Raw genomic sequence first — 24,663 nt, 5'->3', positions numbered from 1 at the left:
GCTCCATATGCAAACACCCCGCCTGAGCGGGGTGTTTGTTTTTGCGCGCCCGGTGCGAACCGGGCGGGCGGCCTGACGCTCGATCAGTGCACGACCCGGTCGAACACGAACGTGCCGTCGTTGACGTCGACCGGGATCACGTCCTTCGGACCGAAGCGGCCCGCGAGGATCAGCTTCGCGACCGGGTTCTCGATCTCCTGCTGGATCGCGCGCTTCAGCGGCCGCGCGCCGAACAGCGGATCGTAGCCGACCTTGCCGATCTGTTCGAGCGCCGCCGGTGACACGTCGAGCGCCATGTCGAGCTTCGCGAGCCGGTCGTGCAGGCGTGCGAGCTGGATCTTCGCGATCGACTCGATGTTGCTGCGGTCGAGCGCATGGAACACGACGACGTCGTCGATCCGGTTCAGGAATTCCGGGCGGAAGTGCTGCTTCACCTCAAGCCACACCGCGTCCTTGATCTCTTCCTGCGGCGAACCCGTCATCGCCTGGATCACCTGCGAGCCGAGGTTCGACGTCATCACGATCACCGTGTTCTTGAAATCGACCGTGCGCCCCTGCCCGTCGGTCATGCGACCGTCGTCGAGCACCTGCAGCAGCACGTTGAACACGTCCGGATGCGCCTTCTCGATCTCGTCGAGCAGGATCACGCTGTACGGCTTGCGGCGCACGGCTTCGGTCAGGTAGCCGCCTTCCTCGTAGCCGACATAGCCCGGCGGCGCGCCGATCAGTCGCGCGACGCTGTGCTTCTCCATGAACTCGCTCATGTCGATGCGGATCAAGTGCTCCTCGGAATCGAACAGGAACGACGCCAGCGCCTTGCACAGCTCGGTCTTGCCGACGCCCGTCGGGCCGAGGAACAGGAACGAGCCGTACGGGCGGTTCGGATCGGCGAGACCCGCGCGCGAACGACGGATCGCATCGGCGACTGCGCTGATCGCCTCATCCTGGCCGACCACGCGCTCGTGCAGCTTTTCCTCGATGTGCAGCAGCTTCTCGCGTTCGCCCTGCATCATCCGCGACACCGGAATCCCGGTTGAGCGCGACACGACTTCCGCGATTTCTTCCGCACCGACCTGCGTGCGCAGCAGCCGCGGACGCGTCGGGTTGTGCTGCTCCTGCTCTTCCGCCTGCGTGACCTGCTTCAGTTGCGATTCGAGTTGCGGCAGCTTGCCGTACTGCAGTTCGGCGACCTTCTCCAGCTTGCCGTCACGCTGCAGACGCGCGATGTCGGCGCGCACCTTCTCGATCTCTTCCTTGAGCTGCGCGCTGCCCTGTACCGCGGCCTTCTCGGCGGTCCAGATCTCCTCGAGGTCCGCATACTCGCGGCCGAGGCGATCGATCTCCTCCTCGATCAGTTGCAGGCGCTTCTGCGACGCTTCGTCCTGCTCCTTCTTCACGGCTTCGCGCTCGATCTTCAGCTGGATCAGCCGGCGGTCGAGCTTGTCCATCTCTTCGGGCTTCGAATCGATTTCCATCTTGATCTTCGATGCAGCCTCGTCGATCAGGTCGATCGCCTTGTCGGGCAGGAAGCGGTCCGTGATGTAGCGGTGCGACAGTTCGGCCGCGGCGACGATCGCCGGGTCGGTGATGTCGACGCCGTGGTGCAGTTCGTACTTCTCCTGCAGCCCGCGCAGGATCGCGATCGTCGCCTCGACGCTCGGCTCGTCGACCAGCACCTTCTGGAAGCGGCGCTCGAGCGCAGCGTCCTTCTCGATGTACTTCCGGTATTCGTCGAGCGTGGTGGCGCCGATGCAGTGCAGCTCGCCGCGCGACAGCGCAGGCTTGAGCATGTTGCCCGCATCCATCGCGCCTTCGGCCTTGCCGGCACCGACCATCGTATGGATCTCGTCGATGAACACGATCGTCCGGCCTTCGTCCTTCGCGATGTCGTTGAGCACCGCCTTCAGGCGCTCCTCGAACTCACCGCGATACTTCGCGCCCGCGAGCAGCGCGGCCATGTCGAGCGACAGCACGCGCTTGCCCTTCAGCGTCTCGGGCACTTCGCCGTTGACGATCCGCTGCGCGAGCCCTTCGACGATCGCGGTCTTGCCAACGCCCGGCTCGCCGATCAGCACCGGGTTGTTCTTGGTACGACGCTGCAGGATCTGGATCGAGCGACGGATTTCGTCGTCGCGGCCGATCACCGGATCGAGCTTGCCTGCACGAGCGCGCTCGGTCAGGTCGACCGTGTACTTCTTCAGCGCCTCGCGCTGGCTTTCGGCATCCTGGCTGTGCACCTGCGAGCCGCCGCGTACCGCCGCGATCGCGGCTTCGAGCGCCTTGCGCGTGAGGCCGTGCTGGCGTGCGAGCTTGCCGGCTTCGCCCTTGTCGTCGGACACGGCGAGCAGGAACATCTCGCTCGCGATGAACGTGTCATTGAGCTTCTGCGCTTCCTTGTCGGCCTGGTTCAGCAGCCCGGCCAACTCACGACCGATCTGGATGTCGCCGCCCGTGCCCGTGACTTGCGGCAGGCGCGAAATCGCCTCGTTCAGCGCGCCTTGCAGCGCCTGCACGTGAACACCCGCGCGCGACATCAGCGAGCGGGCGGAGCCGTCCTGCTGCGCGACGAGTGCCGCCAGTACGTGAACGGGTTCGATGTATTGATTGTCGCGGCCTGCCGCAAGGCTTTGCGCGTCCGCGAGTGCTTCCTGGAACTTGGTGGTGAGCTTGTCGATTCTCATTTTGTCGAGACCTCCAATTTTCGATTAACACCAAGATGAGGATGGTTATGCGGGTTTCAAGCGAAATTCGGGTTGATTCAGCGCAAAAATCGATGGGCGGCGCCACAGCGGCCTGCCGGCCGGCTGCAGCCGGGTGACGGGGTGCGGCGCGCGCGTCAGCCGGCCTTCGACGGCGACCCGGCGGACGCAGGCGCGTCGGGCGCCGACGTCTCGGCACGCACGAGCGCGATCGGCCGAATGCCGAGCAGCGCAACGAGCGGCGACGCAGGCGCGGCCAGTTCGCCGACGGTATGACCATCGAGTTCGGCAAAAAATGCATCGCGCGCGGCCGCCAGCACGCCCTTCAGGCGGCACTGCGGCTCGATCACGCAGCCGCGCGACTCGGTAGCGTCTGCGGAGAAGCAGCCGACCAGCGCGAAATCGCTCTCGGTCGCGCGCACGACCTGACCGACCGTCAGCGCCAGCGATTCGGGGAAGAGCCGCAACCCGCCGTTGCGACCGCGAACCGTGTCGACCCAGCCGAGCTCGCCGAGCTGCTGCACCACTTTCATCAGATGGTTCTTCGAGATGCCGTAGGCGTCCGAGATCTCCTGGATCGTCGCGAGCCCCTCGCCGCGCACCGCAAGGTACAGCATTACGCGCAGCGAATAGTCGGTGTAGTCGGTGAGTCTCATGAGCGAATACGGAAAATTATCGATCGTGCCCCGATTTTGCGCCCCCGCTCACCGGGAACGCGCGCCGGACGGGCTTTTGACTGCCGCCTGGCGAGTCCGGGTTGCCCGGACGGCCTGCACGCAATAAGATGCATGTGGTCCGCACATTTCTCAGACCTTGGTGGACGCTATTTTGCGTCAAAATCCTGTCGGCGTCCTGCGCATCGACCGCACCTGCGTCATGTCGACGCGTCGCCGGCGCCAGCCAATGCCCCGATTTTCCCCGGCCTTTCTTGTCATGACTGCCTTGCCCGCCTCGCCCGATACCGCACCGGCCCGCCCCCGCGACGCCGAACCGACCGAAGACAACATCCGCGACCTCGTCCACGCGTTCTACGATCGCGTCCGCGTCGACCCGCTGCTCGGGCCCGTATTCGACGCGAAGCTGAACGGCCGCTGGGACGATCATCTGTCGAAGATGGTCAGCTTCTGGTCGAGCCTCGTGCTCGGCACCAAGGGCTATCGCGGCAACGTGCAGCAGGCGCACCAGCCGCTCGACGGGATCGAATCCGCGCACTTCAGCCGCTGGCTGTCGCTGTTCCTGAAGACCGTCGAGGCACGCTACACGCCGCCCGCGGCGATCCGCTTCATGGAACCCGCGCTGCGGATCGCACAAAGCCTGCAGTTGAGCCGCTTCGGCTGGGATTATCAGATTCCGCCCGAGCAGCAGGCGCTGCTCGATGCGATCGCGCCGCGCCGCCGCGACGACGACGATGCGCATGCGCTGCCGTCACGCGCCCGCGGCGAGCCGTTTCCGACGAAGATCATCGGGCGCGGCACCGATCCGGACGCGTAACGCGGCAAGCCGGCGCCTGCGGCACATCGCCGCAACGAGGACGACGCGCTCAACGCGGCGTGTTGCCCGAGTCGACGCCCCAACGCGCCAGCGCGGCGTCGTCGGTACTGCGGGCATCGACCCAGCGCTCGCCGTCCGGCGTCGTTTCCTTCTTCCAGAACGGCGCCTCGGCCTTCAGATAGTCCATCACGAACTCGCACGACGCGAACGCATCGCCGCGATGCGATGCAACCGTCGCGACCATCACGATCTGGTCGAGCGGCAACAGCCTGCCGACACGGTGCACGATCGCGACCTCGATGCCGGGCCAGCGCCGGCCGGCCTCGGCGGCGATCTTCTCGAGCGCCTTCTCGGTCATCCCCGGATAGTGTTCGAGTTCCATCACGGCGACCGAGTCGCCTTCGTTCAGGTCGCGCACCGTGCCGACAAAACACGCGACCGCCCCGATCTTCGGGTTGCGCGCACGCAGCGCCGCCACTTCGGCGTTCAGGTCGAAATCGTCGGTCTGGACTCGTACCGTAGCCATGACAAGCCCCTCAGCCGCCCGTCACCGGCGGAAAGAACGCGACCTCGCAGCCGTCGGTGAGGCGCGTGTCGGGGTCGGTCATCTCGTGGTTGCACGCCATGCGCAACGCACGCCCTTCGGCGAGCGTCTCGGCCCACGCGCCGCCGCGCAGGCGCAGCCACGCGCGCACGTCGCCGACGGTCGTCACGCCGTCCGGCACGTCGGCCTGTTCGTCGGACACGCCCAGCGCCTCGCGCACGCTTGCAAAGAATTTCAGTTGAATCTTCATGGATCGGGAAGCCGTCGCGTTACGACAGCAGTTCGGAAAACGGAATGAAACGCACGGTCTCGCCGGCGCTGATCGCGTGCTGCGGCGGATTGTCGATCAGGCCGTCGCCCCAGACCGTCGACGTCAGCACCGCCGAGCTCTGGTTGGGGAACATGTCGAGGCCGCCGGCCGCATTGACGCGCGCGCGCAGGAATTCGTTGCGCCGGTCGCCCTTGCTTTGCGAGAAGTCCGCGCGCAGCGACAGCGCGCGCGGCGCGACGTCGCGCACGCCGGACAGGCGCAGCAGGAACGGCCGCACGAACAACAGGAACGTGACGAAGCTCGACACCGGATTGCCGGGCAGCCCGATGAAGTGCGCATCGGGCCGATCGTCGCCGCGGCGCACCGCGCCGAACGCGAGCGGCTTGCCGGGCTTCATCGCGATCTGCCACAGTGCGAGCCGCCCTTCGGCCTCGACGGCCGGCTTCACGTGATCCTCGTCGCCGACCGATACGCCGCCACTCGTCAGGATCACGTCATGATCGCGCGCGGCTTCGCGCAGCGTATCGCGCGTCGCCGCGAGCGAGTCGGGCACGATCCCGTAGTCGGTCACGTGGCAGCCGAGCCGCTCCAGCAGCCCGCGCAGCGTGAAGCGGTTCGAGTTGTAGATCGCACCGGGCTTCAGCGGCTCGCCGGGCATCGTCAGTTCATCGCCGGTGAAGAACACCGCGACGCGGATCCGCCGCGCGACCGACAACTGCGCGCAGCCGACCGATGCGGCCAGACCGAGCGCCTGCGGCGTAAGGCGCGTGCCGGCCGGCAGGATCACCGAACCCTGGCGGATGTCCGCGCCCTGCGCCGTGATCCATTCTCCGGCTTTCGGCGTGTGCAGGATCTCGACCGCGTCGCCGTCGGCCGATGTTTGCTCCTGCATCACGACCGCGTCGGCGCCCGGCGGCACCGTCGCGCCGGTGAAGATCCGCGCGGCCGTGCCCGCGGCGAGCGGCGCGGCCGGATGGCCGGCCGGGATCCGTTGCGACACGGGCAGGCGCCGCTCGCCGTGCAGCAGGTCGGCGACGCGCACCGCATAGCCATCCATCGCGCTCGTATGCATCGGCGGCACGTCGAGCGACGAACTCACATCGACCGCCAGCACGCGGCCGAGCGCATCGAGCGTCGCGACGGTTTCGGCGCCGGGCAGCGGTTTCGCGGCATCGAGCAGTGCGGCGAGCGCTTCGGCGGTCGACAGCATCGGCGCGCGCGGCGCCGCGGAATTCGGGTTCGACATCGATGGAATCGGGGATCGTTGGAGTCAATACGCCATTGTAGCGACGCCATCACGCGCGCGCGCGATATGGCCGACATGCGAAAACTGTGATCGGCGCGAATGTGCGGGGTTGATACTTGTTTCATGGTGCCCCGGGCAGGCGGCACCCGCACGGGCCCGTGCCGATGCTTCGGCCGCCGCGCCGCAAAGCAGAACGGCCGGAACCCCAATCCGTTCGACGAATCGGCATTCCGGCCGCCCTGCCTGCACGCCGGGCTCGCGCCCGGCGGCACATCATGCGCCCGTATGAGCGGCGATGAAGTCCTTCACCTGCTGCGCGTCGGCCTTCACGACCTCGAAACGCTGCGGCAGCGCCTCGAGCCCGTCGAATGCGGCCGGCCGCTCGGCTTCGCGATCGAGCGCTTCGCGGATCGTCTCGCCGAACTTGATCGGCTGCGCAGTCTCGAGCACGACCATCGGCACGCCCGCGTCGAGATGCTCGCGCGCGACCTTCACGCCGTCGGCGGTGTGCGTATCGATCATCGTGTCGTAGCGCGAGAACACATCGCGGATCGTCGCGATACGGTCCGTATGACTGCTGCTGCCCGACACGAAACCGAATTCGGCCACGCGCGAGAAATCGCCGCTCGCTGCGAGATCGAAGCCGCCCTTCTCCTCGACGTCGCGGAACAGCTGCATCACGCGCGCCGGATCGCGGCCGAGCAGGTCGAACACGAAGCGCTCGAAGTTCGACGCTTTCGAGATGTCCATGCTCGGGCTGCTCGTGTGGTACGTGTTTTCGGCGCTGCGCACGCGATACGCACCGGTGCGGAAGAATTCGTCGAGCACGTCGTTCTCGTTGGTCGCGACCACGAGCTTAGCGATCGGCAGCCCCATCATCCGCGCGATGTGGCCCGCGCACACGTTGCCGAAGTTGCCCGACGGTACCGTGAACGACACGCGCTCGTCGTTGGACTGCGTCGCCGCGAAATAGCCCTTGAAGTAGTACACGACCTGCGCGACGACGCGCGCCCAGTTGATCGAGTTGACCGTGCCGATCTTCTGCTGCGCCTTGAACGCATGATCGTTCGACACAGCCTTCACGATGTCCTGGCAGTCGTCGAACACACCTTCGACCGCTAGGTTGAAGATGTTCGGATCCTGCAGGCTGAACATCTGCGCCGTCTGGAACGCGCTCATCTTCTTGTGCGGCGACAGCATGAACACGCGCACGCCGGCCTTGCCGCGCATCGCGTATTCGGCCGCGCTGCCCGTGTCGCCCGACGTCGCGCCGAGAATGTTCAGCGCTTCGCCGTGCTTCGCGAGCGTGTACTCGAACAGGTTGCCGAGCAACTGCATCGCCATGTCCTTGAACGCCAGCGTCGGGCCGTTCGACAGTTCGAGCAGCGACAGCGTCGCGCCGTTCTCGATGCCGAGCGTTTTCAGCGGCGTGATGTCGGACGCGTTCTCGCCGTGGCGCGTGTTGCTGTATACGGCAGCCGTGTACGTGCGGCGCGTGATCGCGCGCAGGTCGTCGGCCGGCACGTCGTCGCAGAACTTCGACAGGATCTCGAACGCGAGATCCGCGTACGACAGCGTGCGCCAGCGCACGAGCTCGTCGGCGCAAACCTGCGGGTACTCGGACGGCAGGTAGAGCCCGCCGTCCTTCGCGAGACCGCCGAGCAGGATGTCGGAGAACGTATGGCGCTCGCCGATGCCGGCGCCGCGCGTGGAGATGTAGTTCATGTCGTTCCTGGTCCTCAGTTCAGCGCTTCCATGCGCAGCTTCGTCACCTTCGAGACGACCGTCGAGAGGCTTTCGATCTGCGCGATCGCCGCATTGACGTGCTTCTCGATCGTTTCGTGCGTGATCAGGATGATGTCGGTTTCGCCGTTGGCGTCGTCGACCTGCTCCGATTCCTTCTGCAGCAGCGCATCGATCGAGATGCCCGCCGCGGCAAGGATGCGCGTGATGTCGGCGAGCACGCCCGTCTGGTCCGCCACGCGCAGGCGCAGGTAGTAGCCGCTCGTCACCTCGTCGATCGGCAGAATCGGCGTGCTGGACAGGCTGTCCGGCTGGAACGCGAGGTGCGGCACGCGATGCTCGGGGTCGGCCGTGTGCAGGCGCGTGACGTCGACGAGATCCGCGACGACCGCCGATGCGGTCGGTTCCGCGCCCGCGCCCTTGCCGTAGTACAGCGTCGTGCCGACCGCGTCGCCGTGCACGACGACCGCGTTCATCGCGCCTTCGACGTTCGCGAGCAGGCGCTTCTCGGGGATCAGCGTCGGGTGCACGCGCAGTTCGATGCCGTGTTCGGCGCGGCGCGCGATGCCGAGCAGCTTGATCCGGTAGCCGAGCTCTTCCGCGTAGCGAATGTCGGTCGCATCGAGCTTGCTGATGCCTTCGACGTACGCGCGGTCGAACTGGACCGGCACGCCGAACGCGATCGCGCTCATGATCGTCGCCTTGTGCGCGGCGTCGACGCCTTCGATGTCGAAGGTCGGATCGGCTTCCGCGTAGCCGAGCTCCTGCGCGGCCTTCAGTGCGGTCGCGAAGTCGAGGCCGCGGTCGCGCATTTCCGACAGGATGTAGTTCGTCGTGCCGTTGATGATGCCCGCGATGTACTGGATGCGGTTCGCGGTCAGGCCTTCGCGCAGCGCCTTGATGATCGGGATGCCGCCGGCGACGGCCGCCTCGAACGCGACCATCACGCCCTTCTCGCGCGCGGCCTCGAAGATCTCGGTGCCGTGCACCGCGAGCAACGCCTTGTTCGCCGTCACGACGTGCTTGCCGTTCGCGATCGCGCGCAGCACGAGCTCGCGTGCGATGCCCGTGCCGCCGATCATCTCGGCGATGATCGAGATCGACGGATCGTCGACGACCGCGTTGAAATCGTCGGTGATCTGCGCGGCAGCGGCGTCACCGCCGAGCGCAGCCTGCGCCTTGGCCGGGTTGCGCACCGCAATGCGCGCCACCTCGATGCCGCGTCCCGCGCGTCGCTTGATTTCTTCCTGGTTGCGGCGCAGCACCGTGAAGGTGCCGCTGCCTACGGTGCCGAAGCCCAACAGGCCAACTTTGATCGGTTCCATGCTGCGTGTGATCGATGAGTGAGATTAGGGAATGAGGGAATGCCGTGTGATCCTGTCCGCTCAGGCCGAATGGCGCTTGCGGTAGCCGTCGAGGAAGCGCGCGATCCGGTTGATCGAATCGGTCAGGTCGTCGAGGTTCGGCAGGAACACCACGCGGAAGTGATCCGGCGCCGCCCAGTTGAAACCCGTGCCCTGCACGAGCAGCACGCGCTCCTCGAGCAACAGGTCGAGGATGAACTGCTGGTCGTTCTGGATCGGATAGAGCTTCGGATCGAGACGCGGGAACATGTACAGCGCGGCCTGCGGCTTCACGCAGGTCACGCCGGGAATCGACGTGAGCATGTCGTACGCGAGTTCGCGCTGCTTGTACAGGCGCCCGCTCGGCACGATCAGCTCGTTGATGCTCTGGTAGCCGCCGAGCGCCGTCTGGATCGCGAACTGCCCCGGCACGTTCGCGCACAGCCGCATCGACGACAGGATCCCGAGCCCCTCGAGGTAATCCTTCGCATGCCGGCGGTTGTCGCCGCCAAGGCCCGACACGGCCATCCAGCCCGCGCGATAGCCACACGAGCGATAGCTCTTCGACAGGCTGTTGAAGGTCACCGTGATCACGTCCTCCGACAGTGAACCCAGCGCCGTGTGCTCGAGCCCGTCGTAGACGATCTTGTCGTAGACCTCGTCGGCGAACACGATCAGTCCGTGCTGGCGCGCGATCTCGAGCAGTTCGAGCAGCAATTCGTCGGAATAAAGCGCGCCGGTCGGGTTATTCGGGTTGATCACGACGATCGCCTTGGTGTTCGGCGTGATCTTGCGGCGGATGTCGTCGAGGTCGGGCATCCACGCGTTCTGCTCGTCGCACACGTAATGCACGGGCGTGCCGCCGGAGAGGCTCACGGCGGCCGTCCACAGCGGGTAGTCGGGCGCCGGCAGCAGCACTTCGTCGCCGTCGTTCAGCAGCGCCTGGGTCGCCATCACGATCAGCTCGGACGCGCCGTTGCCGATGTAGATGTCGTCCAGACCGACGCCGACGACGCCCTTTTGCTGCGTGTAATGCATCACGGCCTTGCGGGCCGAGAACACGCCTTTCGAATCCGAATAGCCGGACGATGCCGGCAGGTTGCGGATCATGTCCTGGATGATCTCGTCCGGCGCGTCGAAACCGAACGGCGCGAGGTTGCCGATGTTCAGCTTGATGATGCGGTGGCCTTCTTCCTCGAGGCGCTTCGCGTGCTCGAGCACCGGGCCACGGATGTCGTAGCACACGTTGAGCAGCTTGTTCGACTTCTGAATCGGTTTCACGACGACACGGTTCCTGGGTTGGCCTCGCGGCCGGGGGACGGGATCAAAACTGGAGAGCGGCCGGTCTGTGCGCGCTGTCTAGACTGGGGAAAAAGCGGGCGGCCGGACGCAGCTTGTGGCAGCGCTCGACGCAAGTGGCGCCCGGGGGCAACCAAAAAGTTATAATTTAGCGGATTTTGGCCGACTTTCGCAATGCACCATAGCCGCTCCGGGCCCGCGCCGTCAGGCGTCCCGTGCGTGCCGGCGCGCGAAACCGGCCGCCCGGGGCCGTGCGGCCCTTGCCAGACATTCCCCCTACGGAACGCGGAATACCGATTTGAAACTGCACCAGGACGCGAGCGGCGCGCTCAACACCGTCACCGGCTACGGCCCCGATTATGTCGACGTCAACCTCCAGCGCCATGAGGGCAGCGTCATCGTGCTGCCCGGCGCACCGGTCCGGGACTGGCCCGTGTCGTCGTTCGATGCGCTCACCCCCGAGCATTTCGCGACGCTGCTCGAGCCGGCGCCCGAGCTCGTCATCTTCGGCAGCGGCGCGCGGCTGCGCTTCCCGCACCCGCGCCTCGTGGCCGCGCTCACGGCCAAGCGGATCGGCGTCGAGACGATGGATTTCCAGGCCGCCTGCCGCACCTACAACATCCTGATGGCCGAGGGCCGCAAAGTCGCCGCCGCGCTCTTAATTGAACGTTAATCCCCGATGCGGTAAAACTCCGGCCGGCGCGCCGATCGCCCCCCCGGATCGACACCCGGCCGCCCGCCCCCGGGCGCAACGCCCCGGCGGCCCGTCACAACAACCAACAGGCTGAAAACCCATGAACGATACGCCGTCGAGGCTACCGCTCAATCGCATCACGCTCGTCCTCCTGCTCGTCGCGCTCGCGATCGTCTGGTTCGCGCCGCTCGGGCTGCGCCACCTGATCCCGAGCGACGAAGGCCGCTACGCGGAGATGGCGCGCGAGATGTTCGTCACCGGCGACTGGATCACGCCGCGCTACAACGGCTACAAGTACTTCGAGAAGCCGCCGCTGCAGACCTGGCTGAATGCGCTGACGTTCGCGTGGTTCGGCATCGGCGAATGGCAGGCCCGCCTCTACACGGGGCTCGCCAGCTTCGCCGGCGTGCTGCTGGTCGGCTTCACGGGCGCGCGCCTGTTCAACCCGCTGTCCGGCTTCCTCGCGGCCGTCGTGCTCGCGTGCTCGCCGTACTGGAACCTGATGGGCCACTTCAACGCGCTCGACATGGGGCTCGCGTTCTGGATGGCGCTGTCGCTCTGCTCGCTGCTGCTCGCGCAGCGGCCCGGCCTGAGCGCGGGCGCCGTGCGCGGCTGGATGTGGGCGTGCTGGGCCGCGATGGCGTTCGCCGTGCTGTCCAAGGGACTCGTCGGCCTGATCCTGCCGGGCGCCGTGCTGGTGCTCTATACGCTGATCGCGCGCGACTGGGCGCTGTGGAAACGCCTGTACCTGGTGAGCGGCCTGGTGATCTTCTTCGCGATCGTCACGCCGTGGTTCGTGCTTGTCCAGCAGCGCAACCCGGAATTCTTCAACTTCTTCTTCATTGTCCAGCAGTTCCGCCGGTATCTGACCCCGGAACAGAACCGCCCGGGCCCGTTCTACTACTTCGTCCCGGTGCTGCTGGTCGGCTTCCTGCCGTGGCTGTCGGTCGCGTGGCAGAGCCTCCGCCATGCGCTGCGCATGCCGCGCCAGCCCAACGGCTTCGCGCCGATGCTCGTGCTGCTGATCTGGAGCGCATTCATCTTCCTGTTCTTCAGCGCATCGCATTCGAAGCTGATCTCGTACGTGCTGCCGGTCGCGCCGGCGCTCGCGCTGATGATCGGCGCGTACCTGCCGCTGATGAGCGCCGACCGGTTCCGCCGCCACCTGCTCGGCTACCTCGTGTTCCTCGTCGTGGCGGCGTTCGGGATCATCTTCCTTGCCTACCAGGGCGACGCCCGCACGCCGAATGCGCTGTATCGTGCGTTCCAGCTGTGGCTGTACGCGGGTCTCGCGGTCGCGGCCGTCCTGACGCTGGCCGCCGCGTGGCTGAACCGCCGCACGGGCGTCGCGGCCGCGATCACCGCGTTCGGCGCCGCATGGCTCGCGTTCGGCACGATCGGAGGCACCGGCCACGACGAGTTCGGCCGTTACAGCTCGGGCGCGCTGCTCGCACCGACCGTACGCGCGGAGCTGGCGAAACTGCCGGCCGACACGCCGTTCTACTCGATCGACATGCTCGATCACACGTTCCCGTTCTATGTCGGCCACACGACGATCATGGTCCACCGCCAGGACGAACTCGCCTTCGGGATCTCGGTCGAGCCGGACAAATGGATCCCGACCGTCGACGAATGGATCGCGCGCTGGGATCAGGAAACCCACGCGCTCGCCATCATGTCGCCCAGCGAATACGACGCGCTGGTCAAGCAAGGCGTGCCGATGCGCGTGATCGCGCGCGACAACCGCCGCGTGATCGTCGAAAAACCGCAATCGTAAGGACCCGTATCGCATGAATCCCGTTTCGCTCATCTGTATCGTCACCGGCGTGATGCTCAACGCCTGTGCGCAACTTCTGCTGAAAGCCGGCGTCAACGCTGTCGGGCACTTCGAATTCACGCCGTCGAACATCGTCCCGGTCGGACTGAAGATCGCGACCCAGTTGCCGATCATCGGCGGCCTCGGCTGCTATGTGCTGAGCGTCGTCGTCTGGATTCTCGGGCTGTCGCGGGTCGACGTGTCGATCGCGTACCCGATGCTGTCGCTCGGCTACGTGGTCAACGCGTTTGCGGCCTGGTACCTGTTCGGCGAGGTGATGTCGGTCCAGCGGTTGATCGGCATCGGCATCATCCTGATCGGCGTGGTCGTGCTCGCACGCAGTTGAGCGGGCCCGGCGTACATTAAGCGTCCGCCTACAAAAAATCACGGTGCGAATCCGCCAACCGGTGTTTAATTCCGGTTTCGGGCCGGATCGCCCGACCCCTTTATTACACGCCATTACGAGCCAAAGCGTTCATGAGCCAGATTACCGCTCCGTTTCTGCCGTTCACCCGCCCCGAGATCGATGAGGAAACCATCCAGGGCGTCGTCGACGTGCTGCGCTCGGGCTGGATCACCACCGGCCCGCAGAGCCAGAAATTCGAGGCCGCGCTGTCCGAGTACTGTGGCGGCCGGCCGGTCCGCGCGTTCAATTCGGGCACCTGCACGCTCGAGATCGGGCTGCGCATCGCGGGCGTCGGCGCCGGCGACGAGGTGATCACGACACCGGCATCGTGGGTCTCGACCAGCAACGTGATCCTCGAGACGGGCGCGACGCCCGTGTTCGCCGACATCGACCCGATCACGCGCAACATCGACCTCGACAAGCTCGAGCAGGCGATCACGCCGCGCACGAAGGCGATCATCCCCGTGTACCTGGCCGGCCTGCCGGTCGACATGGATCGCCTGTACGCAATCGCGCGCGCACACAACCTGCGCGTGATCGAGGATGCCGCGCAGGCACTCGGCTCGACGTGGAACGGCAAACGCATCGGCGCGATCGGCGACATCGTGTCGTTCAGCTTCCACGCGAACAAGAACCTGACGACGATCGAAGGCGGCGCACTCGTGCTGAACAGCGAGGACGAGGCGACGCTCGCGCAGAAGTACCGGCTGCAGGGCATCACGCGCACCGGCTTCGACGGGATGGACTGCGACGTGCTCGGCGGCAAGTACAACCTGACCGATGTCGCCGCGCGCGTCGGCCTCGGCCAGTTGCCGCACCTCGAACGCTTCACCGCGCAGCGCCGTGCGCTCGCGCGCGCGTATTTCGCCGCGCTCGGCGGCGGCCCGGCCGTGAAGCTCGGGCTCGGCCTGCCCGTCGCCGATTTCGAGAACAGCAACTGGCACATGTTCCAGGTCACGCTGCCGCTCGACCGGCTGTCGATCTCGCGCGCCGATTTCATGGCCCAGATGAAGGAACGCGGCATCGGCACGGGCGTGCACTACCCGGCCATCCACCTGTTCACGCTGTATCGCGCGCGCGGCTTTGCCGAGGGCATGTTCCCTCACGCCGAACGGTACGGCGCGTCGACCGTCACGCTGCCGCTCTTCACGCAGATGACCGAAGACGACGTGCGTCGCGTGGCCGACGCCATCAACCAGATTTGCGAACAATACGGAAAATAAGCGTACATGAGTCACCTTGAAGCACGCGCCGGGCATCCGGGCGCCGCGAATCCGGAAGTATCGATCATCATCCCCGTGTACAACGAGGAAGATGGGCTGGCCGCGCTGTTCGCGCGGCTGTACCCGGCACTCGACGCACTCGGCACGTCGTACGAAGTGATCCTGATCAACGACGGCAGCCGCGACCGCTCGGCCGCCATGCTCGCCGACCAGTTCCACGCGCGCCCCGACACGACGCGCGTCGTGCTGCTCAACGGCAACTACGGCCAGCACATGGCGATCCTCGCCGGCTTCGCGCAGTCGCGCGGCGAAATCGTCATCACGCTCGACGCCGACCTGCAGAACCCGCCCGAGGAAATCGGCAAGCTGATCGCGAAGATGCGCGAGGGCTACGACTACGTCGGCTCGATCCGCAAGCAGCGCCAGGACAGCCTGTGGCGGCGCAAGGCCTCGCTGATGATGAACCGGCTGCGCGAGCGCATCACGCGGATCAAGATGACCGACCAGGGCTGCATGCTGCGCGCGTACAGCCGCCGCATCATCGACACGATCAACGTGTGCGGCGAAGTCAACACCTTCATCCCGGCGCTCGCGTACACGTTCGCGCAGAACCCGACCGAAATCGAGGTCGCGCACGAGGAGCGCTTCGCAGGCCAGTCGAAGTATTCGCTGTACAGCCTGATCCGGCTGAACTTCGACCTCGTGACCGGCTTTTCCGTCGTGCCGCTCCAGTGGCTGTCGTTCATCGGCGTGATCCTGTCGCTCGGCTCGGCCGGACTGTTCGTGCTGCTGCTCGTGCGCCGCTTCATCGTCGGCGCGGAAGTGCAAGGCGTGTTCACGCTGTTCGCGATCACGTTCTTCCTGCTCGGCGTGATCGTGTTCGCGCTCGGCCTGCTCGGCGAATACGTCGGCCGCATCTACCAGCAGGTACGCGCACGGCCGCGCTACCTGATCCAGGCGGTGCTCGAACAGCACGAAGGCGTGCCGGCAGTGCCGGGCGGCGCTCATCGCACGGGGCAAATGCAATGAAGCCGCGCGCCGTCGTCTTCGCGTATCACAACGTCGGCGTGCGCTGCCTGCAGGTGCTGCTGGCACGCGGCGTCGACGTCGCTCTCGTCGTCACGCACGAGGACAACCCGAACGAGAACATCTGGTTCGGCAGTGTCGCGTCGGTTGCCGCCGAGCATGGAATCCCGGTTCTCACGCCGGCCGACCCCGCCGATCCGGCACTGCGCCGTGCGGTATCCGACGCACGGCCGGACTTCATCTTCTCGTTCTACTACCGTCACATGCTGCCGGTGGACCTGCTCGCGATCGCGCCGCGTGGTGCGTACAACATGCACGGCTCGCTGCTGCCGAAATACCGGGGTCGGGTACCGACCAACTGGGCCGTGCTGAACGGCGAAACGGAAACCGGCGCGACGCTGCACGAGATGGCCGCGAAGCCCGACGCCGGCGCGATCATCGGTCAGACCGCAGTGCCGATCCTGCCGGACGATACGGCCACGCAGGTATTCGACAAGGTCACGGTCGCCGCCGAGCAGACGCTCTGGCGCGTGCTGCCGGCGCTGCTCGCGGGCGAGGCGCCGCATCTGCCGAACGATCTGTCGACGGGCAGCTACTACGGCGGGCGCAAGCCGGAGGACGGCCGCATCGACTGGTCGAAGCCGGCCGCGCAGGTCTACAACCTGGTGCGCGCGGTCGCGCCCCCGTATCCGGGCGCGTTTACCGACGTCGGCGGCACGCGCTTCATCATCGCCCGCGCGCGCCTGGCGGCGCCCGGCAGCCCGGCTGCCGCGGCCGCGGCAGATTTGCCGCCCGGCCTGCACGTAAGCGATAATGCGCTATTCGGCGTCTGCGGCGACAGCCGCGCCCTATCCATTCTCGAGCTGTGGCAGCAACGCGACGGCAGCGAAACCGTCGTGACGCCCGCGGAATTCGCGCAGTTCATTCATTCTTCCCGTCATTCATGAAAGCAAAAAAAGTCCTGATCCTGGGTGTGAACGGCTTCATCGGCCATCACCTGTCGAAGCGCATTCTTGAAACCACCGATTGGGAAGTGTTCGGCATGGACATGCAGACCGATCGGCTCGGCGATCTCGTCAACCACGAGCGGATGCATTTCTTCGAAGGCGACATCACGATCAACAAGGAGTGGGTCGAGTATCACGTGAAGAAGTGCGACGTGATCCTGCCGCTCGTGGCGATCGCGACGCCCGCCACCTACGTCCAGCAGCCGCTGCGCGTGTTCGAACTCGACTTCGAGGCGAACCTGCCGATCGTGCGTTCGGCCGTCAAGTACGGCAAGCACCTCGTGTTCCCGTCGACCTCCGAGGTCTACGGCATGTGCTCGGACGAGCAGTTCGATCCGGATGCATCGGCACTCACCTACGGCCCGATCAACAAGCCGCGCTGGATCTACGCGTGCTCGAAGCAGTTGATGGACCGCGTGATCTGGGGTTACGGGATGGAAGGCCTGAACTTCACGCTGTTCCGCCCGTTCAACTGGATCGGCCCGGGCCTCGACTCGATCTACACGCCGAAGGAAGGCAGCTCGCGCGTCGTCACGCAGTTCCTCGGCCACATCGTGCGCGGTGAAAACATCAGCCTCGTCGACGGCGGCTCGCAGAAGCGCGCGTTCACCGACATCGACGACGGCATCAGCGCGCTGATGAAGATCATCGAGAACAAGGACGGCGTCGCGACGGGCAAGATCTACAACATCGGGAATCCGAAAAACAACTTCTCGGTTCGCGAGCTCGCGCACAAGATGCTCGAACTGGCCGCCGAATTCCCGGAATACGCCGACTCCGCGAAGCAGGTTCAGCTCGTCGAAACGACGTCGGGCGCCTACTACGGCAACGGCTACCAGGACGTGCAGAACCGCGTGCCGAAGATCGACAACACGATGCAGGAACTCGCGTGGGCGCCGCAGTCGACGTTCGACGAAGCACTGCGCAAGATCTTCGAAGCGTATCGCGGCCATGTCGGCGACGCGCGTGCGCTCGTCGAGCAGCAGAACTGACGGGACGCTCGCTTGGCTCGTATCGTCCTCAAGATCGACGTCGACACGCTGCGCGGCACGCGCGAAGGCGTGCCGAACCTCGCACGCATTTTCGACCGCTTCAACGCGCGCGCGACCTTCCTCTTCAGCCTCGGGCCCGATCACACGGGCTGGGCGCTGCGGCGCGTGTTCCGCCCCGGCTTTCTGAAGAAGGTGTCGCGCACGTCGGTGGTCGAGCATTACGGCGTGAAGCAACTGATGTACGGCGTGCTGCTGCCCGGCCCGGACATCGGCCGCCGTGCGATCGCCGACATGCGCGCGATCCACGAAGCCGGCTTCGAATGCGGGATCCATACGTGGGATCACGTGTACTGGCAGGACAACGTCCGCGTGCGCGATCGCGACTGGACCGCGCGTGAAATGCAGAAGAGCCACGCACGCTTCGCCGAGGTCTTCGGCGCGCCGCCCGTCACGCACGGCGCGGCCGGCTGGCAGATGAACGACGCGGCCTTCGAGCAGATCGACGCCTGGGGGATGCGCTACGCATCCGACGGCCGCGGCCATTCGCCGTACCTGCCGGTGGTCGGCGGCCGCACGCTGTCGCACGTGCAGATGCCTACCACGCTGCCGACGCTCGACGAGGTGCTCGGCGTCGACGGCGTCGATACGCACAACGTTGCCGCACACATCCTCAGGTTCACCGAAACCAATCCGCACGACCAGGTGTTCACGCTGCATGCGGAACTGGAAGGCCAGAAGCTCGCACCGGTATTCGAGCAGTTGCTCGCCGGCTGGCGTGCGCAAGGCCATACGTTTGCGACGATGGGCGACTACCACGCGACGCTGGACCGCGACTCGCTGCCATCGTACCCTGTCACGTGGGGCGAGATCCCTGGCCGCTCCGGCGAGCTGATCGTCCAGCCCGACTGAGTTCGCGCGCGAGCCGGCGCCGCCCTCCGCTCTTGCGGCGTGCCGGCGCGACGCGCTGCCGAACCGCGCCGCCGCCGCGGCGCCTTTCCATAACAACAGGAGAAACACGTGTCCGTCGAAGTTGACCGTCAAGTTCCCGATTTCACCGCACCGGCTACGGGCGGCGACATTTCGCTGTCCGACCTGAAGGGCAAGAAGCTCGTTCTGTATTTCTATCCGAAGGACAACACGCCGGGCTGCACCACCGAAGGCCTGCAGTTCCGCGATCTCTATCCGAAGTTCAAGAAAGCCGGCGCCGAAGTGATCGGCGTGTCGCGCGACAGCCTGCGCTCGCATGACAACTTCAAGGCCAAGCTCGAATTGCCGTTCCCGCTGATTTCTGATGCCGACGAAGCGCTGTGCACGCTGTTCGATGTCATCAAAATGAAGAAAATGTATGGCAAGGAAGTACGCGGAATCGAGCGTTCGACGTTCCTGATCGATGCCGACGGCGTGCTTCGCCAGGCATGGCGCGGCATCAAGGTGCCGGGTCATGTGGACGACGTGCTAAGTGCTGTACAAGCGCTTTGAGCCGCGTTATATTGGGCCGCAATGAATGCCAGTTCGCCCCATATTTCTCGTAGCTGCGCCGGTGCCCGTTGCGATGCTTCCCGGCACCTGACGCGCATCACGACGGTATCAGCCGAGCCGCATGTCCCGGTCCACGGGGCAGCGGCTTTTTTTATGGATTGGGCGGCGGCTCTCGGTCCACTGCCCACCCCGTCAAGGAGTTGACCGACACTTAGGCGAACCGGCTAGACGAAATTCCTGTGCGCCACCGCGCGCAAACTGCATGCGTCTACGTCACGCAGGATGCGATCAGCGGCGCACTTCATGCGACACGATTCCTCCCGAGGGACACCATGCCTTTGCCTACTCCCCCCAGCAAGCTCGGCAGCCTTCTGCCGCCCGACGAATACAAGGCGAAAGCGCGGCCCGCGAAAGCCGCGAAGAAATCCGCCGAAGGGGACGCATCCACAGCCGGTGACTACGGCCCGGCCAGCGTGGCCCAACCGATGACCGAAGCCGCGAATACGAGCGCGCCGTTACGCGCCGTCGCGCCATCGGCGCAGGAAACCGCGAGCACGCCCGCCCGCGGCCGCAAGACCAGACAAACGGCCGCACTGCTGCAACCTATCCCGCAGCCGGTCGAACCCGCGGCACCCGCCGCTCCTGAAACGCCCGCGACGCCCGTCGTCGCACGCAACGACAAGCCGGCCGCCGGCAAACCGGCCGCCGCGCCCGCGCGCGATGCCGGTGCCGCGACGAAGTCGCGCAGCCGCAAGCCCGCCGAGGCCGAGTTGCAGAAGCTGTTCGTGCTCGACACCAACGTGCTGATGCACGACCCGAGCAGCCTCTTCCGCTTCGAGGAACACGACGTCTATCTGCCGATGATGACGCTCGAGGAACTCGACAATCACAAGAAGGGGATGTCCGAAGTCGCGCGCAACGCACGTCAGGTCAGCCGTACGCTCGACGCACTGGTAGCCGACGGCGGCCCGATCTCGACCGGCATTCCGTTGTCGCGCCTCGGCAGCCGCGAGGCACTCGGCCGCCTGTACTTCCAGACGAAGCTGACCGACATCGCGCCGGTCGAGGGCCTCCCCGAGGGAAAGGCCGACAATCAGATCCTCGGTGTCGTACGTGCGCTGCAGCGCGACCGGCCGGATCGCCAGGTCGTGCTGGTGTCGAAAGACATCAACATGCGAATCAAGGCGCATGCGCTCGGCCTGCCGGCGGAAGACTACTTCAACGACCAGGTACTCGAAGACAAGGACCTCCTCTATAACGGCGTGCGCGAATTGCCGCAGGACTTCTGGACCAGGCACGCGAAGGGGATGGAGAGCTGGCAGGACACGAAGACGGGCACCACCTACTATCGCGTGACGGGCCCGCTCGTCGCGTCGATGCTCGTCAACGAGTTCGTCTATCTCGAGCCGCAGAACGGCGAGCCGACGTTCCACGCGATCGTGCGCGAACTGAACGGCAAGACGGCGCTGCTGCAGACGCTGCGCGACTACAGCCACCACAAGAACAACGTGTGGGGCATTACCGCGCGCAACCGCGAGCAGAATTTCGCGCTGAACCTGCTGATGAACCCCGAGATCGACTTCGTCACGCTGCTCGGCCAGGCCGGCACCGGCAAGACGCTCGTCGCGCTCGCGGCCGGCCTCGCACAGGTGCTCGACGACAAGCGTTACAACGAGATCATCGTGACGCGCGCGACCGTGCCCGTCGGCGAGGACATCGGTTTCCTGCCCGGCACCGAGGAAGAGAAGATGCAGCCGTGGATGGGTGCATTCGACGACAACCTCGAAGTGCTGCAGAAGACCGACGACGCGGCCGGCGAATGGGGCCGCGCGGCCACGCAGGAACTGATCCGTTCGCGCCTGAAGGTCAAGAGCATGAACTTCATGCGCGGGCGCACGTTCGTCGACAAGTACCTGATCATCGACGAAGCGCAGAACCTGACGCCGAAGCAGATGAAGACGCTCGTGACGCGCGCGGGCCCCGGCACGAAGATCGTGTGCCTCGGCAACATCGCACAGATCGACACGCCTTACCTGACCGAAGGCAGCTCGGGCCTGACCTACGTCGTCGATCGCTTCAAGGGCTGGGGCCACAGCGGTCACGTGACCCTCGCGCGTGGCGAACGTTCTCGCCTGGCCGACTACGCGTCGGACATCCTGTAACGCGCCCCGCCGACCGCCCGGTCGGCTTTCGACGTCTCGCGGCGCTCCGTTCCCGGAGCGCCGTTTTTATTTTGGGGTCGGAAACGTTGGTCATGCTTCGTTACCGAACAGCATCACTTACACGCGAAACTTCAAGTAAATTCTCAGGAATGGTTGCTTAAGCCCCGCCGGTACGTCTACCATCGGGTCTGTCTGTTGTCATACGATTCGCGAGCGCGCCGCGCTCGTCCGCCTTGCCATGCTTCGAATCTGCGCTCCCGTCGTCGTCGTTTCGCTGCTTGCGGCCTGCTCCAGCGTGCCGCAGCAGTCGGCTTCGCGTTCCGCGTCGGGCATGAGGATCACGACGCCGCGTGCATTCCCGGCACCTGCCAATTTCCCGAAATTCGTCGACCACAGCGTCGGCCAGGAGGAAATCTCGATCCAGGCGATGAGCCTCGTCGGCGTCCCGTATCGCTGGGGCGGCAACACGCCGACGAGCGGCTTCGACTGCAGCGGGCTCGTGCGCTATGTGATCGGCCGCGCGGCCGACGTGAACCTGCCGCGCACGACCGCCGACATGAGCAGCCGCGGCGTGTCGATCGATCCCGACCAGGTTGCGCCAGGCGACCTGATCTTTTTCAACACGACCGGACGGCCGCATTCGCACGTCGGGATCTATGTCGGCAAACTGCGTTTCGTCAATGCGCCATCGACCGGCGGCACCGTGCGGCTCGACTACCTGACGAACCCGTACTGGGCGAAGCGCTTCGACGGCATTCGCCGCGTCGCGCCGCCGCGCTCGGCCCCGACGCCGTTCGATGCACCGACTTACGAGGCACGGCACGATGCGCCGCGCACCGCGCCGGTGGCCGCCGCTGCTCCCGTCCCTGTCGTAACGGCCGCCGCGCCGCGACAGCCGGCCTATGTCGCGCCGCAAGCCAGTGCGACGCCGTCGCCTGCCCCGATGATGCCGGCCGCACCGGTCATGGCTGCCGCAATGACTGCTCCGGCCGCTGCTGCAGCCGATCCGTACGAACCGCCGCCGCCTCGCATGCAGGCCGCTCAGTCACAGGCAACAGCGACGAATGACGACATGAACGTCATGACGGCTAATGCCGCGCCCGCCAACCCGGCCGAGATCGGCTCACCGATTCCGACGACGGCGCTGACGGCCGCGCAGGCTGCCGCGTTCGATGCCGAACCGCCATCCGCAGCAGTCGCACCGTCGCCGCGCGGTGCCGAGCCCGTGCAGGTGCTGCGTGCTTCTACGCAATCCGCGCCCGCCGGCGCCCGCACCGGCACGGCCGACGATCCGATCGCCCGCTTCGCGAACGGCAGTTACTAGCCCGCCTCTCGTTCCCTGCCGCGACGTCGCCCCCGCATCGGCCATTCGCTGCACCGTCGCATTTGCGTCACCCAAAAGAAAATGCGCCGCAGCCTTTCGGCTTGCGGCGCATTTCACGTCGATCCGGTCGTGCCGGAATCAGAAGATCTGGTGTCCGAGCCACCATCCGCCGGCCGCGAACAGCGCGGCCGCCGGCAGCGTCAGCACCCACGCCCACACGATATTGCCGGCCACGCCCCAGCGCACGGCCGACAGCTTCTGCGTCGCGCCGACACCGACGATCGCGCCGGTAATCGTGTGCGTGGTCGACACGGGAATGCCGAGGAACGACGCGATGAACAGCGTGATCGCCCCGCCGCTTTCAGCACAGAAACCACCGACCGGCTTGAGCTTCGTGATCTTCTGGCCCATCGTGCGCACGATGCGCCAGCCGCCGAACAACGTGCCAAGACCCATCGACAGGTAGCACGCGCCGATCACCCATGCAGGCGGCGCATCGGCAGTCGCGGATGCATAGCCCGACGCGATCAGCAGCATCCAGATGATGCCGATCGTCTTCTGTGCGTCGTTGCCGCCGTGACCCAGGCTGTACAGACCAGCCGACAACAGCTGCAGCCGGCGGAAACGCCGGTCGACCTTGCTGGGCGCGGTACGGAAGTACAGCCACGACACGCCGAGCATGAACAGCGAACCGAGGATGAAACCGAGCAGCGGCGAAATGAAGATGAACGCAATCGTCTTCAGCAGCCCGTCGATATTCAGCGAGCTCCAGCCCGATTTCGCGAGCGCTGCGCCGACGAGACCGCCGATCAGCGCGTGCGACGAGCTCGACGGAATCCCGTAGTACCAGGTGATCACGTTCCAGCCGATCGCACCGACCAGTGCGCCGAACACGACGTAATGGTCGACGATCTCGGGATCGATCGTGCCGCGGCCGACGGTCTGCGCGACCTTCAGGTGGAAGATGAAATACGCGATGACGTTGAATGCGGCCGCGAACACGACGGCCTGCTGCGGCTTCAGCACCCCGGTGGACACGACGGTGGCGATCGAGTTAGCCGCGTCGTGGAAGCCATTCATGAAGTCGAATACGAGCGCGACGAGCACCAGCGTCGCGACCATCCATAGGGCGAGTTGTATCGAATGCATCGTGGTCCGCTCAGGCGTTTTCCAGCACGATGCCTTCGATGATGTTCGCGACGTCCTCGCACTTGTCGGTGATCTCTTCGAGCAGTTCGTAGATCGCCTTCAGCTTGATGAGCGTCTTCACGTCGTCTTCCTCGCGGAACAGCTTCGACATCGCCGCGCGCAGCACGCGATCGGCCTCCGATTCCCAGCGGTCGATCTCCTCGCATTGCTTGAGGATCTGTGCCGACTGCTTCATGTCGGACAGCAATCCGACGGCCTGCTGCACGTGTTGCGCAGACTGCGTGACGATGTGTGCGAGCTGGCTCGCCTCGGACGTGACGGAGCGCACGTCGTACAGCGACACGGCCGTCGCGACGTCTTCCATCAGATCGAGGATGTCGTCCATCGTCGTGATCAGCTTGTGGATCTCGTCGCGATCGAGCGGCGTGATGAAGGTCTTGTGCAGCAGATCGATCGCTTCATGCGTCAGCTTGTCTGCGGCCTTCTCGGCGGTCTGCACGTTTTGCTTGTGAATCTCGGCGTCAGCGAGATTGTCGATCAGCAGTTCGAGCTCGCGGCCACCGGAAACGATGTGCTTCGCGTGCGCGTTGAAAAGTTCAAAGAACTTGCCCTCGGTGGGCATGAATCGACCGAACATGGGATTCCTGAGAGATTGTCAAACGACTGTCACGAAAACGGGCGATATTGTACCGTTTCCGGTCACGACGCGACGCGCGCATATGCGCGCGCCGGGATGGGATACAACGTTT

22 protein-coding genes and 1 pseudogene are annotated in these 24,663 nt (G+C 65.7%); 12 read left to right on the top strand and 11 right to left on the bottom strand.

Annotation, left to right across the window (positions count from 1 at the left end; translation table 11 throughout):
• Nucleotides 1-83 precede the first annotated feature (83 nt).
• Both clpB and DIE13_RS18715 read right to left on the bottom strand, forming a co-directional pair.
• The gene (gene clpB, locus DIE13_RS18720; RefSeq protein WP_124828532.1) at nt 84-2,681 is read right to left on the bottom strand and encodes an ATP-dependent chaperone ClpB; all 2,598 of its coding nucleotides are present in this window, start codon (nt 2,679-2,681) and stop codon (nt 84-86) included.
• A gap of 155 nt (nt 2,682-2,836) precedes the next feature.
• Entirely contained in the window at nt 2,837-3,355 is a 519-nt protein-coding gene (locus tag DIE13_RS18715) for an Rrf2 family transcriptional regulator (RefSeq protein ID WP_124828531.1), read from the bottom strand.
• A gap of 277 nt (nt 3,356-3,632) precedes the next feature.
• Here DIE13_RS18715 and DIE13_RS18710 point away from each other — a divergent pair, with 277 nt between their 5' ends.
• Nucleotides 3,633-4,190: a group III truncated hemoglobin gene (locus tag DIE13_RS18710; RefSeq protein ID WP_124828530.1), complete on the top strand. Its 558-nt coding sequence runs from the start codon at nt 3,633-3,635 to the stop codon at nt 4,188-4,190.
• A 49-nt stretch (nt 4,191-4,239) separates the two neighbouring features.
• Here DIE13_RS18710 and DIE13_RS18705 read toward each other — a convergent pair whose 3' ends face one another.
• The 6 genes from DIE13_RS18705 to DIE13_RS18680 all read right to left on the bottom strand — a co-directional run bounded on the left by DIE13_RS18705 (nt 4,240) and on the right by DIE13_RS18680 (nt 10,618).
• Nucleotides 4,240-4,716: a molybdenum cofactor biosynthesis protein MoaE gene (locus tag DIE13_RS18705; RefSeq protein ID WP_124828529.1), complete on the bottom strand. Its 477-nt coding sequence runs from the start codon at nt 4,714-4,716 to the stop codon at nt 4,240-4,242.
• A 10-nt stretch (nt 4,717-4,726) separates the two neighbouring features.
• Entirely contained in the window at nt 4,727-4,984 is a 258-nt protein-coding gene (gene moaD, locus DIE13_RS18700; RefSeq protein WP_006758354.1) for a molybdopterin converting factor subunit 1, read from the bottom strand.
• A gap of 19 nt (nt 4,985-5,003) precedes the next feature.
• Nucleotides 5,004-6,251, bottom strand: coding sequence for a gephyrin-like molybdotransferase Glp (gene glp / locus DIE13_RS18695; protein ID WP_124828528.1), 1,248 nt, complete (start codon nt 6,249-6,251; stop codon nt 5,004-5,006).
• Between the two features lie 273 nt (nt 6,252-6,524).
• Complete coding sequence (thrC, locus tag DIE13_RS18690) at nt 6,525-7,976, bottom strand: threonine synthase (protein ID WP_124828527.1); 1,452 nt, start codon at nt 7,974-7,976, stop codon at nt 6,525-6,527.
• A 14-nt stretch (nt 7,977-7,990) separates the two neighbouring features.
• Complete coding sequence (locus DIE13_RS18685) at nt 7,991-9,319, bottom strand: homoserine dehydrogenase (protein WP_124828526.1); 1,329 nt, start codon at nt 9,317-9,319, stop codon at nt 7,991-7,993.
• A 60-nt stretch (nt 9,320-9,379) separates the two neighbouring features.
• A complete protein-coding gene (locus DIE13_RS18680) occupies nt 9,380-10,618 on the bottom strand; it encodes a pyridoxal phosphate-dependent aminotransferase (RefSeq protein ID WP_124828525.1) in 1,239 nt (412 codons plus the stop codon).
• A 316-nt stretch (nt 10,619-10,934) separates the two neighbouring features.
• On the opposite strand from DIE13_RS18680, the gene DIE13_RS18675 reads away from it, so the two are divergent.
• From DIE13_RS18675 to DIE13_RS18635, 9 genes are all read left to right on the top strand, one after another.
• On the top strand, nt 10,935-11,309 hold the full coding sequence (locus tag DIE13_RS18675) for an Mth938-like domain-containing protein (protein WP_124828524.1): 375 nt from the start codon (nt 10,935-10,937) through the stop codon (nt 11,307-11,309).
• A gap of 121 nt (nt 11,310-11,430) precedes the next feature.
• The gene (locus tag DIE13_RS18670) at nt 11,431-13,107 is read left to right on the top strand and encodes a glycosyltransferase family 39 protein (RefSeq protein ID WP_124828523.1); all 1,677 of its coding nucleotides are present in this window, start codon (nt 11,431-11,433) and stop codon (nt 13,105-13,107) included.
• 13 nt (nt 13,108-13,120) lie between these two features.
• Nucleotides 13,121-13,492 (top strand): EamA family transporter, encoded by a 372-nt coding sequence (locus DIE13_RS18665; RefSeq protein ID WP_096503033.1) that lies wholly within the window; start codon nt 13,121-13,123, stop codon nt 13,490-13,492.
• 131 nt (nt 13,493-13,623) lie between these two features.
• Complete coding sequence (locus DIE13_RS18660; protein ID WP_124828522.1) at nt 13,624-14,775, top strand: DegT/DnrJ/EryC1/StrS family aminotransferase; 1,152 nt, start codon at nt 13,624-13,626, stop codon at nt 14,773-14,775.
• A gap of 6 nt (nt 14,776-14,781) precedes the next feature.
• A complete protein-coding gene (locus tag DIE13_RS18655; RefSeq protein WP_124828521.1) occupies nt 14,782-15,804 on the top strand; it encodes a glycosyltransferase in 1,023 nt (340 codons plus the stop codon).
• Complete coding sequence (locus DIE13_RS18650; RefSeq protein WP_124828520.1) at nt 15,801-16,748, top strand: formyltransferase; 948 nt, start codon at nt 15,801-15,803, stop codon at nt 16,746-16,748. Before DIE13_RS18655 ends, DIE13_RS18650 begins: the two co-directional genes overlap by 4 nt.
• Nucleotides 16,745-17,800: a bifunctional UDP-4-keto-pentose/UDP-xylose synthase gene (locus DIE13_RS18645; RefSeq protein ID WP_096503041.1), complete on the top strand. Its 1,056-nt coding sequence runs from the start codon at nt 16,745-16,747 to the stop codon at nt 17,798-17,800. The genes DIE13_RS18650 and DIE13_RS18645 overlap by 4 nt, the downstream gene beginning before the upstream one ends.
• Before the next feature lie 12 nt (nt 17,801-17,812).
• Complete coding sequence (locus DIE13_RS18640) at nt 17,813-18,709, top strand: polysaccharide deacetylase family protein (RefSeq protein ID WP_124828519.1); 897 nt, start codon at nt 17,813-17,815, stop codon at nt 18,707-18,709.
• 108 nt (nt 18,710-18,817) lie between these two features.
• Nucleotides 18,818-19,279, top strand: a complete 462-nt coding sequence (locus DIE13_RS18635; protein WP_124828518.1) for a peroxiredoxin — start codon at nt 18,818-18,820, stop codon at nt 19,277-19,279.
• Nucleotides 19,280-19,471: 192 nt separating this feature from the next.
• Here the strand turns inward: DIE13_RS18635 and DIE13_RS33705 are convergent.
• Nucleotides 19,472-19,716 (bottom strand): annotated as a pseudogene (locus DIE13_RS33705) (hypothetical protein); the annotation flags it as partial.
• On the opposite strand from DIE13_RS33705, the gene DIE13_RS18625 reads away from it, so the two are divergent.
• Both DIE13_RS18625 and DIE13_RS18620 read left to right on the top strand, forming a co-directional pair.
• Complete coding sequence (locus tag DIE13_RS18625; RefSeq protein ID WP_124828517.1) at nt 19,612-21,441, top strand: PhoH family protein; 1,830 nt, start codon at nt 19,612-19,614, stop codon at nt 21,439-21,441. The pseudogene DIE13_RS33705 and the gene DIE13_RS18625 overlap by 105 nt on opposite strands.
• 238 nt (nt 21,442-21,679) lie before the next feature.
• Entirely contained in the window at nt 21,680-22,765 is a 1,086-nt protein-coding gene (locus DIE13_RS18620; protein WP_124828516.1) for a C40 family peptidase, read from the top strand.
• A gap of 138 nt (nt 22,766-22,903) precedes the next feature.
• Here DIE13_RS18620 and DIE13_RS18615 read toward each other — a convergent pair whose 3' ends face one another.
• Both DIE13_RS18615 and DIE13_RS18610 read right to left on the bottom strand, forming a co-directional pair.
• A complete protein-coding gene (locus DIE13_RS18615) occupies nt 22,904-23,914 on the bottom strand; it encodes an inorganic phosphate transporter (RefSeq protein WP_124828515.1) in 1,011 nt (336 codons plus the stop codon).
• A 10-nt stretch (nt 23,915-23,924) separates the two neighbouring features.
• Nucleotides 23,925-24,551 carry a DUF47 domain-containing protein gene (locus DIE13_RS18610; protein ID WP_034188683.1) on the bottom strand — a complete coding sequence of 209 codons (627 nt, stop codon included), beginning with the start codon at nt 24,549-24,551 and terminating at the stop codon, nt 23,925-23,927.
• Nucleotides 24,552-24,663 lie beyond the last annotated feature (112 nt).

Origin of the sequence: Burkholderia sp. Bp9016 (assembly GCF_003857765.1) — a bacterium.
Taxonomy (GTDB): domain Bacteria; phylum Pseudomonadota; class Gammaproteobacteria; order Burkholderiales; family Burkholderiaceae; genus Burkholderia.
This window is presented reverse-complemented; position numbering and strand designations above follow the sequence as displayed.